The organism is Pseudorhizobium halotolerans, from assembly GCF_902153235.2.
Taxonomy (GTDB): domain Bacteria; phylum Pseudomonadota; class Alphaproteobacteria; order Rhizobiales; family Rhizobiaceae; genus Neorhizobium; species Neorhizobium flavum.
In genome coordinates, this window is sequence record NZ_CABFWE030000016.1 from 1 (window position 1) to 16,417 (window position 16,417).

At 60.8% G+C, this 16,417-nt stretch carries 19 protein-coding genes and 1 pseudogene; 9 read left to right on the plus strand and 11 right to left on the minus strand.

Annotated elements, in window-relative coordinates; all coding sequences use genetic code 11:
- A pseudogene (locus tag FN060_RS20130) lies at nucleotides 1-184 on the plus strand (hypothetical protein); the annotation flags it as partial.
- Between the two features lie 56 nt (nucleotides 185-240).
- Here the strand turns inward: FN060_RS20130 and FN060_RS20135 are convergent.
- From FN060_RS20135 to FN060_RS20160, 6 genes are all read right to left on the minus strand, one after another.
- Nucleotides 241-1,359, minus strand: a complete 1,119-nt coding sequence (locus tag FN060_RS20135) for a branched-chain amino acid ABC transporter substrate-binding protein (RefSeq protein ID WP_142589759.1) — start codon at nucleotides 1,357-1,359, stop codon at nucleotides 241-243.
- A gap of 142 nt (nucleotides 1,360-1,501) precedes the next feature.
- Nucleotides 1,502-1,855 carry a DUF6867 family protein gene (locus FN060_RS20140; protein ID WP_142589760.1) on the minus strand — a complete coding sequence of 118 codons (354 nt, stop codon included), beginning with the start codon at nucleotides 1,853-1,855 and terminating at the stop codon, nucleotides 1,502-1,504.
- Nucleotides 1,856-1,879: 24 nt separating this feature from the next.
- On the minus strand, nucleotides 1,880-2,608 hold the full coding sequence (locus tag FN060_RS20145) for an ABC transporter ATP-binding protein (protein ID WP_077549489.1): 729 nt from the start codon (nucleotides 2,606-2,608) through the stop codon (nucleotides 1,880-1,882).
- Nucleotides 2,608-3,471: an ABC transporter ATP-binding protein gene (locus FN060_RS20150; protein ID WP_142589761.1), complete on the minus strand. Its 864-nt coding sequence runs from the start codon at nucleotides 3,469-3,471 to the stop codon at nucleotides 2,608-2,610. The genes FN060_RS20145 and FN060_RS20150 overlap by 1 nt, the downstream gene beginning before the upstream one ends.
- Nucleotides 3,471-4,859, minus strand: a complete 1,389-nt coding sequence (gene livM, locus FN060_RS20155) for a high-affinity branched-chain amino acid ABC transporter permease LivM (RefSeq protein WP_142589762.1) — start codon at nucleotides 4,857-4,859, stop codon at nucleotides 3,471-3,473. Before livM ends, FN060_RS20150 begins: the two co-directional genes overlap by 1 nt.
- A 1-nt stretch (nucleotide 4,860) precedes the next feature.
- Nucleotides 4,861-5,763: a branched-chain amino acid ABC transporter permease gene (locus FN060_RS20160; protein WP_052639077.1), complete on the minus strand. Its 903-nt coding sequence runs from the start codon at nucleotides 5,761-5,763 to the stop codon at nucleotides 4,861-4,863.
- Between the two features lie 381 nt (nucleotides 5,764-6,144).
- Here FN060_RS20160 and FN060_RS20165 point away from each other — a divergent pair, with 381 nt between their 5' ends.
- The 3 genes from FN060_RS20165 (at nucleotide 6,145) to FN060_RS20175 (ending at nucleotide 8,117) form a co-directional block, all read left to right on the plus strand.
- Nucleotides 6,145-7,170, plus strand: coding sequence for a DUF2793 domain-containing protein (locus FN060_RS20165; protein WP_142589763.1), 1,026 nt, complete (start codon nucleotides 6,145-6,147; stop codon nucleotides 7,168-7,170).
- Nucleotides 7,171-7,373: 203 nt separating this feature from the next.
- Nucleotides 7,374-7,649, plus strand: a complete 276-nt coding sequence (gene sciP, locus FN060_RS20170; RefSeq protein WP_007769470.1) for a CtrA inhibitor SciP — start codon at nucleotides 7,374-7,376, stop codon at nucleotides 7,647-7,649.
- Between the two features lie 186 nt (nucleotides 7,650-7,835).
- Nucleotides 7,836-8,117, plus strand: a complete 282-nt coding sequence (locus FN060_RS20175) for a GNAT family N-acetyltransferase (protein WP_142589764.1) — start codon at nucleotides 7,836-7,838, stop codon at nucleotides 8,115-8,117.
- A gap of 69 nt (nucleotides 8,118-8,186) precedes the next feature.
- On the opposite strand, the gene FN060_RS20180 is transcribed toward FN060_RS20175, so the two are convergent.
- On the minus strand, nucleotides 8,187-8,537 hold the full coding sequence (locus FN060_RS20180; RefSeq protein ID WP_142589765.1) for a flagellar export protein FliJ: 351 nt from the start codon (nucleotides 8,535-8,537) through the stop codon (nucleotides 8,187-8,189).
- Nucleotides 8,538-8,956: 419 nt separating this feature from the next.
- On the opposite strand from FN060_RS20180, the gene ctrA reads away from it, so the two are divergent.
- Nucleotides 8,957-9,658: a response regulator transcription factor CtrA gene (gene ctrA, locus FN060_RS20185; RefSeq protein WP_077549495.1), complete on the plus strand. Its 702-nt coding sequence runs from the start codon at nucleotides 8,957-8,959 to the stop codon at nucleotides 9,656-9,658.
- A 146-nt stretch (nucleotides 9,659-9,804) separates the two neighbouring features.
- Here ctrA and FN060_RS20190 read toward each other — a convergent pair whose 3' ends face one another.
- Both FN060_RS20190 and chpT read right to left on the minus strand, forming a co-directional pair.
- Entirely contained in the window at nucleotides 9,805-10,167 is a 363-nt protein-coding gene (locus tag FN060_RS20190) for a response regulator (protein WP_142589766.1), read from the minus strand.
- A gap of 96 nt (nucleotides 10,168-10,263) precedes the next feature.
- The gene (gene chpT, locus FN060_RS20195; RefSeq protein ID WP_142589767.1) at nucleotides 10,264-10,911 is read right to left on the minus strand and encodes a histidine phosphotransferase ChpT; all 648 of its coding nucleotides are present in this window, start codon (nucleotides 10,909-10,911) and stop codon (nucleotides 10,264-10,266) included.
- Nucleotides 10,912-11,079: 168 nt separating this feature from the next.
- Here chpT and FN060_RS20200 point away from each other — a divergent pair, with 168 nt between their 5' ends.
- Together FN060_RS20200 and FN060_RS20205 are read left to right on the plus strand one after the other, a co-directional pair.
- Nucleotides 11,080-11,667 (plus strand): DUF1134 domain-containing protein, encoded by a 588-nt coding sequence (locus FN060_RS20200; RefSeq protein ID WP_142589768.1) that lies wholly within the window; start codon nucleotides 11,080-11,082, stop codon nucleotides 11,665-11,667.
- 146 nt (nucleotides 11,668-11,813) lie between these two features.
- Nucleotides 11,814-13,019, plus strand: a complete 1,206-nt coding sequence (locus FN060_RS20205) for a coiled-coil domain-containing protein (protein ID WP_142589769.1) — start codon at nucleotides 11,814-11,816, stop codon at nucleotides 13,017-13,019.
- 1 nt (nucleotide 13,020) lies between these two features.
- Here the strand turns inward: FN060_RS20205 and FN060_RS20210 are convergent, their stop codons facing one another.
- Both FN060_RS20210 and FN060_RS20215 read right to left on the minus strand, forming a co-directional pair.
- Nucleotides 13,021-13,848 carry a TrmH family RNA methyltransferase gene (locus tag FN060_RS20210; RefSeq protein WP_142589770.1) on the minus strand — a complete coding sequence of 276 codons (828 nt, stop codon included), beginning with the start codon at nucleotides 13,846-13,848 and terminating at the stop codon, nucleotides 13,021-13,023.
- A gap of 3 nt (nucleotides 13,849-13,851) precedes the next feature.
- Nucleotides 13,852-14,232: a hypothetical protein gene (locus FN060_RS20215; protein WP_142589771.1), complete on the minus strand. Its 381-nt coding sequence runs from the start codon at nucleotides 14,230-14,232 to the stop codon at nucleotides 13,852-13,854.
- A 35-nt stretch (nucleotides 14,233-14,267) separates the two neighbouring features.
- Between FN060_RS20215 and FN060_RS20220 the strand changes: the two genes are divergently transcribed.
- Both FN060_RS20220 and rpoH read left to right on the plus strand, forming a co-directional pair.
- Nucleotides 14,268-15,293, plus strand: a complete 1,026-nt coding sequence (locus FN060_RS20220) for an RluA family pseudouridine synthase (protein ID WP_142589772.1) — start codon at nucleotides 14,268-14,270, stop codon at nucleotides 15,291-15,293.
- Nucleotides 15,294-15,503: 210 nt separating this feature from the next.
- Complete coding sequence (gene rpoH, locus FN060_RS20225) at nucleotides 15,504-16,406, plus strand: RNA polymerase sigma factor RpoH (RefSeq protein WP_142589773.1); 903 nt, start codon at nucleotides 15,504-15,506, stop codon at nucleotides 16,404-16,406.
- Nucleotides 16,407-16,417: the final 11 nt, after the last annotated feature.

A 16,417-nucleotide genomic window follows, 5' to 3' on the forward strand; every position in this document is an offset into this window, starting at 1 on the left:
CCGCCGCTACCGCCGCAAACACAGCAACCCAAAACCGCCGGAGCGAACTCAAAACTGGATAAAACTTGGGGGCAAGCTCACAACCTGGACACCAGAGAGACTGGAAGTTAAAATTGCAGAAAGCATCGAACGCCGGCGGAATACAGGTCTGCCAGCGCCGCAACTCCAGCCACCAACCAGATGAAACAGAAAGGCCCGGCTTGCGCCGGGCCTCCGAAAACCGCGAACTGCTTACAGCGATTAGTCTTCCTTCTGGAAGTAGCTGTAGTTGCCGTCTTCGCCCTTCTTCCACTCGTACATGACGTAACCCGGGAGCTTCGGGTCGCCCTTCTCGTCGAAGCCCATGTCGCCCAGAGCGGTCGCGAAAGTGTTGGCCTTCATTGCCTCGGCAACGGCTTCCGGATCGTTGGAACCGGCCTTCTTCGCAGCTTCGGCGAGCACCTGCATCGCTGCATAGGAGTACAGCGTATAGGCTTCCGGTTCAAAGCCCGAGGCACGGAACTTCTCGACAAGCTCCTTGTTCTGCGGGGCCAGGCGCGGGTCGGGGCCGAAGGTGTTCAGCGTGCCTTCAACGGCGTCGCCGGCGATCGAGGCCAGTTCGTTGGAGACGATGCCGTCGCCGGAAACGAGCGTGGCGTCGAGGCCCTGGTCGGCAGCCTGGCGGATGATCAGACCAGCTTCGGTGTGGAGGCCACCCCAGTAGATGATCGAAACGCCGGCTTCCTTCATCTTGGCGATGAGGGCGGAGAAGTCCTTGTCGCCGGTGTTGACACCTTCGCGGACGACTTCCGTAACGCCGGCAGCGTTCATCGCCTTCTTCGTTTCCTCGGCAAGGCCCTGACCATAGGGGGTCTTGTCATCGATGATCGCGATCTTCGCGTCCTTGAACTTTTCAGCAAGGTAGGCGCCGGCGATCGAGCCCTGCTGGTCGTCACGGCCGCAGGTGCGGAAGGTGTTCCACAGGCCGCGCTCGGTGAACTCCGGGTTGGTGGAGGCCGGCGTGATCTGCAGGATGCCGTTCTCGGCATAAACCTCGGAAGCAGGAATGGAAACGCCCGAGTTGAAGTGACCAACCACGAACTTCACGCCGTCAGCAACGAACTTGTTGGCAACCGAAATGCCCTGCTTCGGATCGGAGACGTCATCGCCGAGGACAATCTTGACCTGCTCACCATTGATGCCGCCGGCAGCATTGATCTCTGCAGCCGCCTGCTCGGCACCCTTCTGGAGCTGCGCACCGAAGGCAGCGTTCGGGCCGGTGAACGGACCACCGACGCCGATCAGCACGTCAGCCCATGCGCTGCCGCCGAAGGCGACCACAGCTGTCAGTGCGACGGCCGAAAGAAGAGACTTCTTCATCATGTTACTCCCAGTTTTTATAAGCGGGTTGGGTTGAGAAAGCCTGCACGATACCCACCATTATCGCGCCGGAAACTGTTCCACTCTAAGGTCTTGTCACGGTTGAACCTTTCCCCAATCTGAGGCCAGTTTTCCGTGACTGTCAATCTTTCTTCTTCCATGAGAAAGCTGAGGTGCGTTCGTAGAGCCAGTAGTAGTTATTGACCATCTGGCGCGTACGGCAAATGCGGAATCCGATCGTCGAGAACACCAGCAGCAGCACAACGTCAACGACGTAGAAGAAGGGGCTGATGAACGGTCCCTGGAACAGCGCGTAGTGGAGGAACCGCATCACGATCGCGAGCAGCAAGGTGTAGACAATGACGGTGGGATAATTGTCCCACCCCTCGGCCACAGCCTTTCCAGTCCGCCACGCGGTCCAGAAGCCGATCAGCAGGACCAGTGCGCGCAGGACATAGCGAACGCCGGTATCCGTTTCGAAGAATAAACCTTGCATTTCAATCTCTCCCAGTCGCGCCGATCAATGCCGCCCACCCTCGAGGTAGGCAGCGCGCACTTCAGGATTCGTCAGCAGTTCCTTGCCGGTTCCGGACATGGTCACCTTGCCGTTGACCATGACATAGGCGCGGTCCGACAGCTTCAGTGCCGCGAAGGCGTTCTGCTCCACGAGAAAGACCGTCAGTCCCTCTTCCTGGTTGAGTTTCTTGATGGCTTCGAAGATCCCCTTGATGATCAGCGGCGCGAGCCCGAGCGACGGCTCGTCGAGCAGGAGGAGCTTCGGCCGCGCCATCAGCGCGCGCCCGATCGACAGCATCTGCTGCTCGCCGCCGGAAAGCGTGCCGCCACGCTGGCTCTGCCGCTCCTTCAGGCGCGGGAACAGAGTGAAGATCTTCTCGACGTCCTCGTTGAAGTATTTGAGGTTGTCGAGGCCCGCACCCATCTGCAAGTTCTCGTAGACCGTCATGCGCGGGAAGATGCGCCGGCCTTCGGGTGACTGCGCAATGCGACGCCGTGCAATGAGATGCGTCGGTTGCTGCGTGATATCCTCGCCATCGAATATGATCGAGCCGTGGCGGGCCTGCGGGCTGCCGCAGATCGTCATCATCAACGTCGACTTGCCGGCGCCATTGGCGCCGATCAGGCTCACGATCTCCCCACGGTTGACATGCACGTCGACGCCGTCAAGCGCGCGGATATTGCCGTAGAATGTCTGTACGCCCTGGACTTTGAGGAGAGGTTCATCAGCCATCAGATGGTCCCCTCATCCAGTTTTTCCTCGATTTCTTCAACTTCATCATCCTCGACGCCGAGATAGGCCGCGATGACCTTCGGGTCGTTCTTCACGTGGTCCGGCGTGCCATCGGAAATCTTCTGGCCGTATTCCAGCACCACGACATGGTCCGAGATCTCCATCACCACCGACATGTCGTGCTCGATCAGCAGGATCGAGACGCCCTCGTCGCGGATGGAATGCAACAACGCGTTCAACGCCGCCGACTCGCGCGGATTGAGACCCGCGGCCGGCTCGTCCAGGCACAGAAGCTCTGGTCCCGTACACATGGCGCGGGCAATCTCCAGGCGACGCTGAGCGCCATAGGGCAGATCACCCGCAGGATCATCGGCTCGCTCGGTGAGATCCGCCTTGCCCAGCCAGTATTTCGCCTTGTCGATCGCGGCTGCCGATGCCCTGGTATAGGCGGGCAGGCCAAGAAGACCGAGGATCGTGTAGCCTGAAGCCTTCATGAGCGCGTTGTGCTGCGCCACGAGAAGGTTCTCCAGAACAGTCAGCCCGGAGAACAGGCGGATGTTCTGGAAGGTGCGGGATACCTTCGCGACCTTGGTGATCTCGAAGTCCCTTAGCCGCTCGAGAAGATAGGTCTGGCCGTCCTTCTGCTGCAGGGTGATCATGCCCATGGTCGGCTTGTAGAAGCCGGTGATGCAGTTGAAGACGGTGGTCTTTCCTGCCCCGTTGGGGCCGATCAGGGCGGTGATTTCGCCCCGGCGGGCCTCGAACGAGAAGTCGTTGATGGCCATCAGGCCGCCGAACTTCATCGACAGGTGGTCGACCTTGAGGATCGTGTCCTTGTTCATGCTGTTCGTTCCGAGGGTCATCAGCCGTGGCCCTCCTTGGTAAAGCTGCCTGAGACCGCCTTGCGCTCCTTGAGGAAGGCCGTCGGCTGACGCGAACCGACCAGACCACGCGGCTTGAAGACCATGACGGTGATCATCGCCAGTCCGAACAGCAGCATGCGGTAGAGTTCCGGCGTGAAGTCCGGGCCGAAGACGTGCTTCAGGAACTCCATCTCGCGCAACAGCTCCGTACCGCCAACCATGACGACCGCTGCAATGGCGATGCCTGTCAGCGACCCCATGCCGCCGAGGACGACGATCGCGAGGATCACGGCCGACTCCAGGAAGACGAAGCTTTCGGGCGAGACGAAGCCCTGGCGGGTTGCGAAGAAGGCGCCGGCGAAACCACCGAACATCGCCCCGATGGCAAATGCCGTGAGCTTCGTGGTCACCGTATTGATGCCGAGCGAACGGCAGGCGATCTCGTCCTCACGCAAGGCTTCCCACGCTCGGCCAATCGGCATGCGGCGCAGCTTGATACTCACATAGGCTGTCAGCATGCAGAGCGCGAGGATCAGGTAGAAAAGGAAGATCTTGTAGTAGGCGGAGGACATGGAGAGTCCCCACGCCTTGGTGAAATTGTTCGCTGCTCCGACGTCGAAGGACCAGATGCCGAAGAAGGATGCTTTCGGGATACCGGAGATACCAAAGGTGCCCCTGGTCACGTCCGTCCAGTTGATCAGCACGAGGCGGATGATTTCGCCGAAGGCGAGCGTCACGATGGCAAGGTAATCGCCCCGCAGGCGGAGCACCGGAAAACCGAGGATGATGCCCCAGAAGGCGGCAAGGATGCCCGACAACGGCAACAGGACCCAGAAGGACAGGCCGAAATGCTGGGAGAGCAAGGCGTAGGAATAGGCGCCGACGGCATAGAAGGCGACATAGCCGAGATCGAGGAGGCCTGCGAGGCCAACCACGATATTCAGGCCCCATGCCAGCATGACGTAGATGAGGATCTGGATGCCGAAGTTGTCGACATACTTGAGCGATCCCTGCGTTCCGGCGAGCGTTACCGCCACGAACGGATAGATCAGCATGCCAGCGAGCGCGATCTTGAGGAAGTGCGTGTGGAAGAACCCCTTCTCGTCGGATACTTCGGGGACCCCCGCCTTGGCTTTGGCAAGCTTTCGCTTGTCAAGGTGCGGCTTCACGAAGGCAACGACGATGAACCGGCTGACCGCGGCAACGACCACGAAGATCGCCAGCAATCCCCACCGGGTGCGCCAGACCAACTGGTTGTTGATGTTCTGGTACGTCTCGATGCCGACATAGAGAAGGAAGAGGCCGAGGGCCATGGCGCCCGCGAAGAGCGCTTCCTTCAGGGCCTTGCTCATGAGGCCCGTGTTTTCGGAAGTAGAAGCTTGCGACATGTCAAACCTTCTCCACTTCCGGACGACCGAGAATGCCGGTCGGCTTGAAGATCAGCACGAAGGCGAGCAGCGCGAATGTTGCGACGTCCTTGTAGGCGATCGTGAAATAGGCAGACCAGAGCGATTCAATGAGACCGATCAGCAGGCCGCCGAGGACAGCACCCGGAAGGGATCCGATCCCGCCGAGAACGGCAGCCGTGAAGGCCTTGACCCCTGGGATAAAGCCGTCGTTGAACGTCGCGACGCCGTAATACATCAGGTACATCGTGCCGGCGACGGCAGCGAGTGCAGCACCCATCACGAAGGTGATCGAGATCGTGCGATCCACATCCACGCCGAGAAGCGCCGCCATTTTCCGATCCTGCTCCGTGGCGCGCTGGGCACGCCCGAGTGGCGTCTTGTTGACGATATACCAGAAGATCGTCAGCAAAACTGCGGTGACGGCGATGATGATGATCTGCTTCAAGGAGATGGTGATCGCGCCGAAATGGTAGACATCGGTCACGAGCGACGGGATCGGCTTGTTGCGGGGTCCCTGCGTTACCTGGATGAAGTTGGACAGCACGATCGACATGCCGATCGCCGTGATCAGAGGCGCCAGGCGGAATGAGCCGCGAAGAGGCCTGTAGGCCACGCGCTCGATCGTCCAGTTCCACAGGCTGGTCATCAGCATGGCGACCACCAGCATCACCAGCAGCGCCAGCGCGACAGGCACGCCAGCGATGAATGAGGTGAGGATAAGGAAGACGATCAGTGCGGCGAAGGCGCCGAGCATGAAAATGTCACCATGGGCAAAGTTGATCATGCCGATGATGCCGTAAACCATCGTATAGCCGATTGCGATCAGGCCATAGATAGATCCAAGCGTCAGCCCGTTCGCGAGCTGCTGGATAAAGTACTCCATCAATTTTCCCCTGGATGCGGTTCCCGAAGGCCGCATCTTCTCTATTCCCGCCCCGGCGAGTCTCCCGGGCTCCGGCGCGCATCCAATACCGGTTTCAGGTCAAATGTGAAGACAAAAAGCCGAGAACGAGGCGAAAACGCGTCTTTCTCAACAGCCTGCCTATTGAAAAGGCGCAGTTTTCGGTTCCGAGGCAGTCATTCGCCCAAAATTGCTGCGCCTCGCGTCCAAGGCTGTTTCCGTCCCGCGCGCGCACCTGGCAGGCTCGCTTGAGCGGGTGCGAATTTGCGCATGCAGCATCAGAAAAACAACCAGTTGCTTGGTGCGCCATCCCCGCTGTCTCCACCCCGCCTATTCTGAAGCTCCATCAGCGGAGCAAAGACAATGGCCGACAGGACCACCAATCTTGAAATGCCTTTCATCCTTCCCTCTCAGGCACAGAAGCATGTCACCCACAATGAGGCACTGCTTGTTCTGGATACGGTGGTGCAACTGACCGTTGCCGAAGATCGTGCCGATCCCCCGCCCAATCCACCGGAGGGCACCTGCTTCCTGGTCAAAGAAGCAGCTTCCAGCGAGTGGTCTGGCAAGGAGGGACAGATCGCGGCATGGCAGGATGGTGGGTGGACCTTCCACCAGCCTCTTACCGGCTGGCGCGCATGGTTTGCAACGACCGGCGCGCTCAAGGTCTTCTGGGAGGACGAGTGGCGTTCTGTCCTGCCTCTCTCGCCGAGGTTCGAGGGCATCGGGATCAATGCCGACAGTAACGCCACCAACCGGCTGGTTGTCGCCTCCCCCGCCTCGCTTTTCGACCATACGGGAAGCGGCCACCAGATGAAGATAAACAAGGCCGCCGCCGGCGATACCGGGTCGCTGCTCTTCCAGACAGCGTATACGGGCTATGCCGAACTCGGGCTCGCCGGAGAAAACGCCTTTTCGATAAAGGTCAGCGACGGAAGCATATGGAAGACCGCGCTCGCCATCGACGCCGGTGGTCGCCACACGCGACCAAACCAGCCGGCGATGAGGGCCTATCGGACAGGCACCAGCATGACACCGGAGAACGGGCAGCAAACAGGCTTCACGCATTTCGGCGTCAATCGCGGCGGCTTCGAGCTATCGGGCTCGACCTCCGGCGGTGGCAGCGCAATCCTGGTGCCGGCAAGCGGAATCTATCTGGCGAGCCTGCAGGTCAGGACGGCCTCTTCCTCCAGCCATGTGATTGCGGTCGCCGCGAACGGAAGTCCGACCGCCCTCCAGGTCACGGGCGCCTCCGGCTCATCGGGAACACTTTCCGCCAGCATGATCATGGAACTGGAAGCCGGGGACCTTCTATCCCTTCATCACAGCGGTACCGCCACGGTTCTGCTCGGCGATGGCAGCACGAACCTGTCGCTGGCGATGCTTTAGGTGGCGCGAACAGCAGCATTTGCCGACCGATCAGGCAGGTGGAAGAGATATGCAAACAAGTCCGATCGGCACAAAGCCTGAGGCGTCAGACGGATTTCAACCGCTGGCAGCTTCTGGAACAATTGCTTCGCCACATTTAGGTAAATGTTAAAACTGCGGGTCTAGGCTCCCCTCCGTGGTCTTGTGTTTGTGTAGAGAGTCCCATGACCGAATTGATACGACCCCGAGTTAAATATGTCATCGGCCCCGATGGCAGTCCGCTGACGATCGCCGACCTGCCGCCGGCCAATACCCGCCGCTGGGTCATCCGCCGCAAGGCGGAGGTGGTTGCCGCGGTTCGGGGCGGGTTGCTCAGCCTCGAAGAGGCGTGCGAGCGCTATACCTTGACCGTCGAGGAGTTTCTCTCCTGGCAGTCCTCCATCAACGATCACGGGCTTGCCGGTCTACGGACGACACGGATACAGCAGTACCGGCACTAGGTCCGGTACGGAACGACTTGCAACTTAGGCGCCGAACGGGAGACCACACCGCGGCGCCTTTTCGCATTGGCGACCTTGTTCGATGCCTGCCATGGGGTCTTGGAGCCGCGCCAGCCTTCCCTTCGGGGCCGGCCTCCCTATGTGCGCCCGGTATGCGGTGTGTTACCCAGCGCATAGGGGAAATCAATGGACATCGAACATGAGCCGGCGAAATCCGGCGGCCGTTCCGTGGCACGGATCGAGGGCCACGAGGCAGAGCTCACCTACTCGCGCGCGTCAGCCTCGCTTGTTATCGTTGATCACACCGGTGTTCCGGATGCCTTGCGCGGCCGGGGCGTAGGGCAGGCGCTGGCGTTGCACGCCGTAGAAGAGGCGCGCCGCGGCGGCTGGAAGATCCTGCCGCTCTGCCCGTTCATGCGTGCGCAGGCTCTACGGCATTCAGATTGGAAGGACGCGATAAGCACTTAGGCGACCGTCGGCAGAAAGCCGGCGGACGTTCTCGAAAGGTCAGGAGTGAGATGCGCCAGAACCGCTCGTTCAGGCGCGGGCGCGCATTGCGCCGTCTCGCTCCTCCAGGGCTGCTGCCTTGGCGAATTCGGCCTGGGCCTCCTCCAGCGCCAGTTCCGCAGCCTCCTGCTGGACCTTCAACTCGCGGATCGAGACCTGCAGGTTGTCTGCCCTCTGGCGAGCCGCCTTCGCAAAGGTGGGATAGGCGAAATGGGCCGGATCAGAAATTCCGGACTTCTTCTCCTCCAGACCGATCTGGTATTCGAGTTCCTTCGCCATCCGCTCGAACTCAGACATCATCATCTGTAGCTGCTGCAACTGGCGGCGTTTCTCATTGACCTGAAATTCCTTCAGGCGAACTAGGCTGTCACGCGACTTCATACGCAATACTCCGTGGGTAGCGGCACCCCGCCTGTAACCGGATCGATACACTCCCGGTTAAAAATATCCGTTCGTGTTAATCCAGACTCCGTCCGCGTTAACCTTTCGTTTACGGGCATCATTAACAATACGGGTGATCATTTAAGGGTCGGTAAATGCCGAGGCCGAAATTGGGCGCGACAATGGAGAGTCGCATGAATCACTTAGCGGGTTTTCTTCACGCGATGGTTCAAGTCAGGCGATGACCAATCCTCATGGTAAATCAGTTGGCTGAGCTTTATGCTTAATAAGTTCGATATCTCTTGCCAGAGTGAATCAGAATTTGTTAACCATTTGGTGGCAGCTTCCAAATCAGGCGCGGCTGGATCCGTATCGCTCAGGTGGGACGGACTGCCTGAGCGGCGGTAAAGGGGAAAAACATGCGGGTTCTACTCATCGAAGATGACAGCGCGACAGCGCAGAGCATCGAACTGATGCTGAAATCGGAAAGCTTCAACGTCTATACGACCGACCTGGGCGAAGAGGGCGTCGATCTCGGCAAGCTGTACGACTACGACATCATCCTCCTCGACCTGAACCTGCCCGACATGTCGGGTTACGAGGTTCTCCGCACGCTGCGGCTTTCCAAGGTCAAGACACCGATTCTTATCCTCTCCGGCATGGCCGGCATCGAGGACAAGGTACGCGGCCTCGGCTTCGGCGCCGACGACTACATGACCAAGCCTTTCCACAAGGACGAACTGGTAGCCCGCATTCACGCCATCGTTCGTCGTTCCAAGGGCCACGCGCAGTCGATCATCATCACCGGCGAGCTCATCGTGAACCTCGACGCCAAGACGGTGGAAGTCGGCGGTCAGCGCGTTCACCTCACCGGCAAGGAATACCAGATGCTGGAGCTGCTCTCGCTCCGCAAGGGCACGACGCTGACGAAGGAAATGTTCCTGAACCACCTCTATGGCGGCATGGACGAGCCGGAGCTGAAGATCATCGATGTCTTCATCTGCAAGCTGCGCAAGAAGCTCGCCAATGCGGCCGGCGGCGCCAATTACATCGAAACGGTCTGGGGCCGCGGCTATGTGCTGCGCGAGCCGGAAGGCAACGAATACGCCGAGATCGCCTGAACGGGCACCCCGCCCAATCGCCTTGACGACGCCCGCGCTTGCCGCGGGCGTTTTTGTATGTGGCAACAGGTTGCGGTCACGCTCCCTGCAGTGCTTGAACAGTCGCAGCCGTGCAGCTGTCGATATACGCTTGTCCGGAGGGGATATCAGGCGGCGACCGCCAGGCCACCGAAGACCGAGGTGAGGATCTTACGGTCGAAGGGCTTGAGCAGGAAGTCGTTTGCGCCGGCGCGCTTGCCGAGCATCATCTTCTTCAGGTCCGCCTCGATGACACAGTAGAAAATGCGGACATCCTTGCCGTTCGGCAGGCCCCTGACCGCCTGGATCACGTCCAGGGCGCCTTCCAGTGCGGCATCCACGATGAGGAAGGCTGGCAATTCGGCTTGGCAGCGACTGATCGCCTCGCGAGCGCTCTCGGCCTCGACGACCACGAACCCGAGTTCGGACAGGATACGCTTTCCGACCTTGCGGACGACATCCGAACCATCGGCAATCATCAGGCGCTGCATTGACCACTCCCACCAATGGCCCTGCCTTTGGACAGGGACAAGCTCCAGCATAGGCCTATGCCGCTAAGGAATGGTTACCGGACGTCTTAAAGTCGATCAGGTCGGACGGGCTTCGGCGATGAAGACGATCTTGTCCTCCGACACGACGTGCCGGAGATCCATGCGGCATTCCTCCGCCAGAAGCACGGTATAGTAGGGCTGGATGGTGTGAGCGTCGACCGGCTCTTCCAGCGTGCTTTCAGCGATCTCTACAAACTTTGCCGGCACGCGCATCATCCGCCCCTTGATGGTGATGATGAACCGGGCATCGTATTCCGGGTTTTCCAGCGTGACGTCAATCGAGCCGCCGCGCGGGATGCCGCCATAGGCCACCAGGAAGAGGTTGAGCAGGAGCTTGACGCGGTTCTTGGCGACGATGGCGCGCGGTCCGTTCCACGTCACCTCCGTCTTCTTCTCTGCCGAAGCGAAATCCTTCGCCGCCTTCTCCGCCTCGCCAGTGTCGATCGACGCACCGACGGAACCGGATGCGCCGAAAGCAAGCCGTGCGAACTTGAGGCGAACGGCGGCATTGAGCGCCGAGGTGCGGATCAGGTCGAGCGCATCGCTGTCGGACGCGCCCTCGTCGAGAAGTTCCAGGCCGTTGTTGATCGCGCCGACCGGCGAGATGACGTCGTGGCAGACGCGACTGCACAGGAGCGCCGCAAGATCTGGCCCTTCGAGGGTGAGATTCGGGTTCTTGGGCATATTTCTCTCCTGATGCTGGTCACGCGACCGCTGATGCCTCAGCAAGGTTGCGCGAACATGGCGTGACCCCGGCCATAATGACAACATATTTGGTAAACCGATTGTTAAGACCCCTCGACACAATATGGGAAACCCGCACCCGTACCGACAAACAAGACGGACCGAACGATGCGCCTTTATGACAACTCCCCCCTCGCCCGCCTTGCTGCGACGATGCTCGCCCTGCTCGTGATCACCGCGGCAACCGTGCGGCCAGCGCTGGCGCAGGACAGCAGCCAGTACTCGGCGCAGGAAGTGATCGACGCCGGCCACAGCTTCTTCGGCAATACCAGCGGCGGCCTGGCCAAGGTCGTGGAGAGAGCCTTCGAGCAGTATGGCCTTCCGAACGGCTATATCCTGGGCCAGGAGGGCTCGGGCGCCTTCATCGCCGGCCTGACCTATGGCGAGGGCGAACTTTACACGAAGAACGCAGGCCAGCACCCGGTCTTCTGGCAGGGCCCGTCATTGGGCATCGACTATGGCGGCCAGGGGTCTCGCGCGATGATGCTGGTCTACGACCTGCCGGCGATCGAGGCCCTCTACGCCCGCTTCGGCGGCGTCTCCGGCTCTGCCTTCGTCGTCGCCGGTGTCGGCATGACCGTCATGCGCAACAATGATGTCGTCCTGGTGCCCATCCGCACCGGCGTCGGCGCGCGGCTCGGCATCAATGTCGGCTACCTGAAGCTGACACGTTCACCGACGTGGAACCCATTCTGATCCAGCCGATTATCCCTTCCGGCCACAGGGAGGGATTTCATGCATTCCGAACCATTCGACGACGATGCACTCGCTTGCGGGCGAACAGGGGTTATGCTTAAAGGCTTGGCAATCCCTCAAACCATCCAGGCCGGCGGTACCGCATCGTGATCCAGTTCGCCCTTCTTTTCGGCTTGGGTTTCCTGACCGCCGCACTCCTCGCAATGCTGATCGCGCCTGCCATTCACGGCAGGATTGTCCGGTACACGGAGAACCGCCTCAAGGCGACCATGCCGATCAGCCCGCAGGAGGTGCGTGCCCAGCGGGATCTTGCACGCGCTGTGTATGCGGCCGAGAACGCCCGCACAAAGCAGGAGCTGGTGGACGAGCGAGACAAGTCGCTGGCCTTGAAGCTGCGCCACGAAAAACTGGCGGAAGAGGCGCGCCGACTCCAGTCCGAGAACCACGACCTGCAGATGCAGATCAACGACATGGACGTCGAAGCAGCGGACCTGCGTTCGCGCCTGCGCCAGGAAGACAGCTACATCCAGCAACTGAAAGCGGCTGTCGAGGCGGCCGAAGAGGCGGATGCGGCAAAGGGCATGGAAATCGAGACCCTCGAGCGGCAACTCGCGAAGATGACCACCGACCTGGACGGTCTGCGCATCGACATCTCGGCGCGCGATACCGAGATCGAGAACCTGAAGTTCCGCATCACCTCGCTTCGGGACGAGCGCGACGCGCTACGGGCCGACATCAAGCTGCAGACCTCGCGGGCCAAGGACGCAGAAACGAGGCTGTCTCAGGAAGAGCACCGCGCCATGCGCCTGGAGGACAAGCTCGCCCGCGAGATTGCCGCTCGCAGCGACAAGGAGAATGCACTCGAAAGACGCCTTCAGGAGATCGAGCGGCTGAAGGAGAAGCTCAGGAACTCCGGATCGGAAACGCGTGAAGTGTCCCGCGTTTCAAGAAAGTCTGGCAAGTCCAATGGCGTGTCATTGAAGGACGTCTCGACTCCCAGAAACGAAGCTGCCGAACTGCCTGAAGCGAATGGTAACGCAGACGCTTCGATTTCCGATGTGATCGCGGCCTCGCCCGAACTGTCCGCCATGGCCGACGATGTCCACAATCGCTCCAGGGCGCTTTCTGACCGGCTGCTGAAGGCGAAATCGGATGTTCATGATGAAGCCTTGCGAGATGAACTTGCGTCGATCGCCGCGACTATGGTTGCGCTGACGGCGAAGGCGGAAGGACCGGATTCGCCGATCTTTCCAATTCTCGCCACCAAGCAGTCCACCTCATCGGCCGACCGCGAAAGCCTGGCCGCGCGCGCGGCAGCGGCGATCGGTGCGCCCCAGGAGGCCGCAAGCTGACCTAGATGCGGCCTTGTCCGGCGGCGATCTGGTAGAGAGCCACGGCAGTTGCGGTTGCCGCATTAAGGCTGTCTAAGCCCGGCGCTTGGGCGATCCTCGCCGTATCGAACCTCTCCAAAATATCCTGGGGAAGGCCCGCCCCTTCCGTCCCAGTCGCAAGTGCGACACGGGGAGCCGCAGGAATATCGCGGACGTCGGTCGATCCGGAAGGCGACAGCGCCCACACATGAAAACCGGCCTCCACGAGCGCCGAGAGATTGTCCGCGATCGTGCCACCCCTCGCATAAGGCACCTTGAGCACCGTCCCGACGGACACCCGCAAGGCCTTCCGGTAGAGCGGATCGCAGCAGGTCTCGTCCAATAGGACGGCATCGGCTCCGAAGGCCGCAGCATTGCGGAAGATCGCGCCGATATTGTCGTGGTTCGAGATCCCGCAGGCGGCCACCACGAGCGAGCGCTCCGGCAGCCCCTCCAGCAGTTGTGCAGGCTCTAAGCAACTGAGACGCCGGCCAAGGGCGAGCACGCCCCGATGCAGGTGGAAACCCGCGATCGCATCGAGAACCTCGGCCGACGCGACATAGACAGGCACATCAGCGGGGAAGGCCGACAATTCCTCGGATAGTCCGGCGACCCTGTTCTCGAGAAGCAGGATCTTCCCCGCAGCGAAAGCATCTTTCCGCGAATGCGCGGCCGCAAGCATGCTCAGCACCACCGTGCCTTCGGCAATGAACCGGTGCTCGCGGCCGGTCAGGTCGCGCTCACGGATGTTCCGGAACTCGGCGATGCGCACATCGTCCGGATCGCAGATGCGGATCAGGTCAGCGGCCACGGCTCAGGGTGCAGTCCCGACCGAGACGTCGGCGACCATCCGGCCAAGCGAAAGGTCAAAGACCAGTGCCTTCTGCGCGCCCGCAACGCGCCCGTAGAACAGAAGCTGCGAACCGGAGATCGAGACCGACTGGATCTCGAACCCTGCTGGAAGATCGACGGAAGAGGTGAGCGGCTGGTCCGACGGCACTGCAAAGCCCGACGAGGCAACGGGAGCATCATCCGGCCGCTGCGAGACCTTGTAGACAACCGCTGCGAGGACCGCCATAAAGCAGACGAACAGAATGCCGCCCGAGACGAGTTGCAGAAGTACCATCTTCCGGCGGATCCTTTCCATTGCCGGATCAAGCGGTTCTTCCTGTTCCTCGGGATCAGGATGGGCCATTGCTGAACGTCCTCGCTGCTTTCGGATTACCGTGAATGAACGACCCCTTTAAACAAGCCGGTGCGCCAAGGAAAGTGCTGGTTGCCAATGAAGACGCGCAAGGCCGGCTGGACGCCTGGCTGACAACGGCGCTGGAGGGAGAGTTTTCGCGCAGCCGCATCAAGGGCCTGATCGAGCAGGGAGCCGTCTCGCTGAAGGGGACAGTCTGCACCGAGCCGAAGCGGAAGATTGCGCCGGGCGATGCGGTGGAGATTGTTCTGCCCGAACCGGAGGATCCGGAACCGAAGGGCGAGGACATACCGCTCGACGTGCTCTACGAGGACGAGGACGTCATCGTCATCCTGAAACCTCCCGGACTCGTCGTCCATCCCGGCGCCGGCAACTGGACCGGGACCCTGGTCAATGCGCTGATCCACCACTGCGGGGAGAGCCTGTCGGGAATAGGTGGCGTCCGGCGACCGGGCATCGTCCACAGACTGGACAAGGATACCAGCGGGGTGCTGGTTGCTGCCAAGAACGACATTGCCCACCGGCACCTGGCCGCGCAGTTCGCCGATCACGGACGGACCGGGCCACTGGAACGGGCCTATCAGGCGGTCGTATGGGGCCGGCCGAAGCAGTTGAAGGGAACAATCGATGCACCGCTCGGCCGCGGAGGCGGCGACCGTACGAAGCGTGCGGTGAAGCGCGAGGACAGCGACGACGCGCGTGAGGCAATTACCCATTACGAAGTGGTCGAGCGCTTTCACGAGAAACCCGACGCAACCGCCCTCGCCTCGCTCGTCGAATGCCGGCTGGAAACGGGACGCACGCATCAGATCCGGGTCCACATGGCCCATATTGGCTGCCCGCTTATCGGAGATTTGGACTACAGCGGCGGCTTTCGGACGAAGGTGAACCTCCTGCCGGAGCCGGCCAAAACGGTCGCCGGCCGCTTCAATCGGCAGGCCCTTCACGCGTTCCTCCTTGCCTTTGAGCACCCCCGTTCCGGGGAGGTCATGGAGTTCGAGGCTCCGATGCCGGAAGACATGCAGGAACTGGTCGACGCCCTGCGATGTTAGGCACCATATCGAAGGCGCAGCTTCATTACAGATATGTAATGGAATAACGTTCATGTGATGCCGGCCCGCCGCTTGCATCAATGTTCTGCCGTACTTATCTGTCACTTGGGTCGGTGCGGGATCGGAAATGATCCGTGCCGTTTGGCTCGCCTCAGCGCCTGTCGCTCGTGAAGAGGGAGCCAGGAGAAATCTATCGGAAGGGGGTGCTTTATGGCCCGCAATACACTGCCGTCGATTACGGCCGGCGAAGCCGGTCTCAATCGCTATCTTGATGAAATCCGCAAATTTCCCATGCTTGAGCCGCAGCAGGAGTACATGCTCGCCAAGCGTTACGCCGAACATGGGGATCGCGACGCCGCACATCAACTGGTGACCAGCCACCTACGCCTCGTGGCAAAGATCGCCATGGGCTACCGCGGCTATGGCCTCCCCATTGGCGAGGTCGTCTCGGAAGGCAATGTCGGCCTCATGCAGGCCGTCAAGAAATTCGATCCGGAACGCGGCTTCCGTCTCGCCACCTATGCGATGTGGTGGATCAAGGCCTCGATCCAGGAATACATCCTGCGCTCGTGGTCGCTCGTGAAGATGGGCACTACCGCCAACCAGAAGCGCCTGTTCTTCAACCTGCGCAGGCTGAAGGGCCGTCTTCAGGCGATCGAGGAAGGCGACCTGAAGCCCGAGCAGGTGGCCGAGATCGCCACCAAGCTGAATGTTTCCGAGGAGGAAGTGGTTTCCATGAACCGCCGGCTCTCCGGTGATGCCTCCCTGAATGCGCCGATCCGCGCGACGGAAGGCGAATCCGGACAATGGCAGGATTGGCTCGTGGATGACCAGGACAGCCAGGAAGAAGTGCTGATCGAACAGGACGAACTGGATACGCGGCGGCGAATGCTCGCCAAGGCAATGGGCGTCCTGAACGAGCGCGAGCGCCGTATTTTCCAGGCCAGGCGTCTGGCCGATGATCCGATCACACTGGAAGAGCTCTCGGCCGAATTCGACATCAGCCGCGAGCGCGTCCGCCAGATCGAAGTTCGTGCCTTCGAGAAGGTTCAGGAAGCGGTTCAGAAGGAAGCACTGGCCCAGGCCAATGCACTGCGCGTCGTCGACGCCTGATCGCGATACGA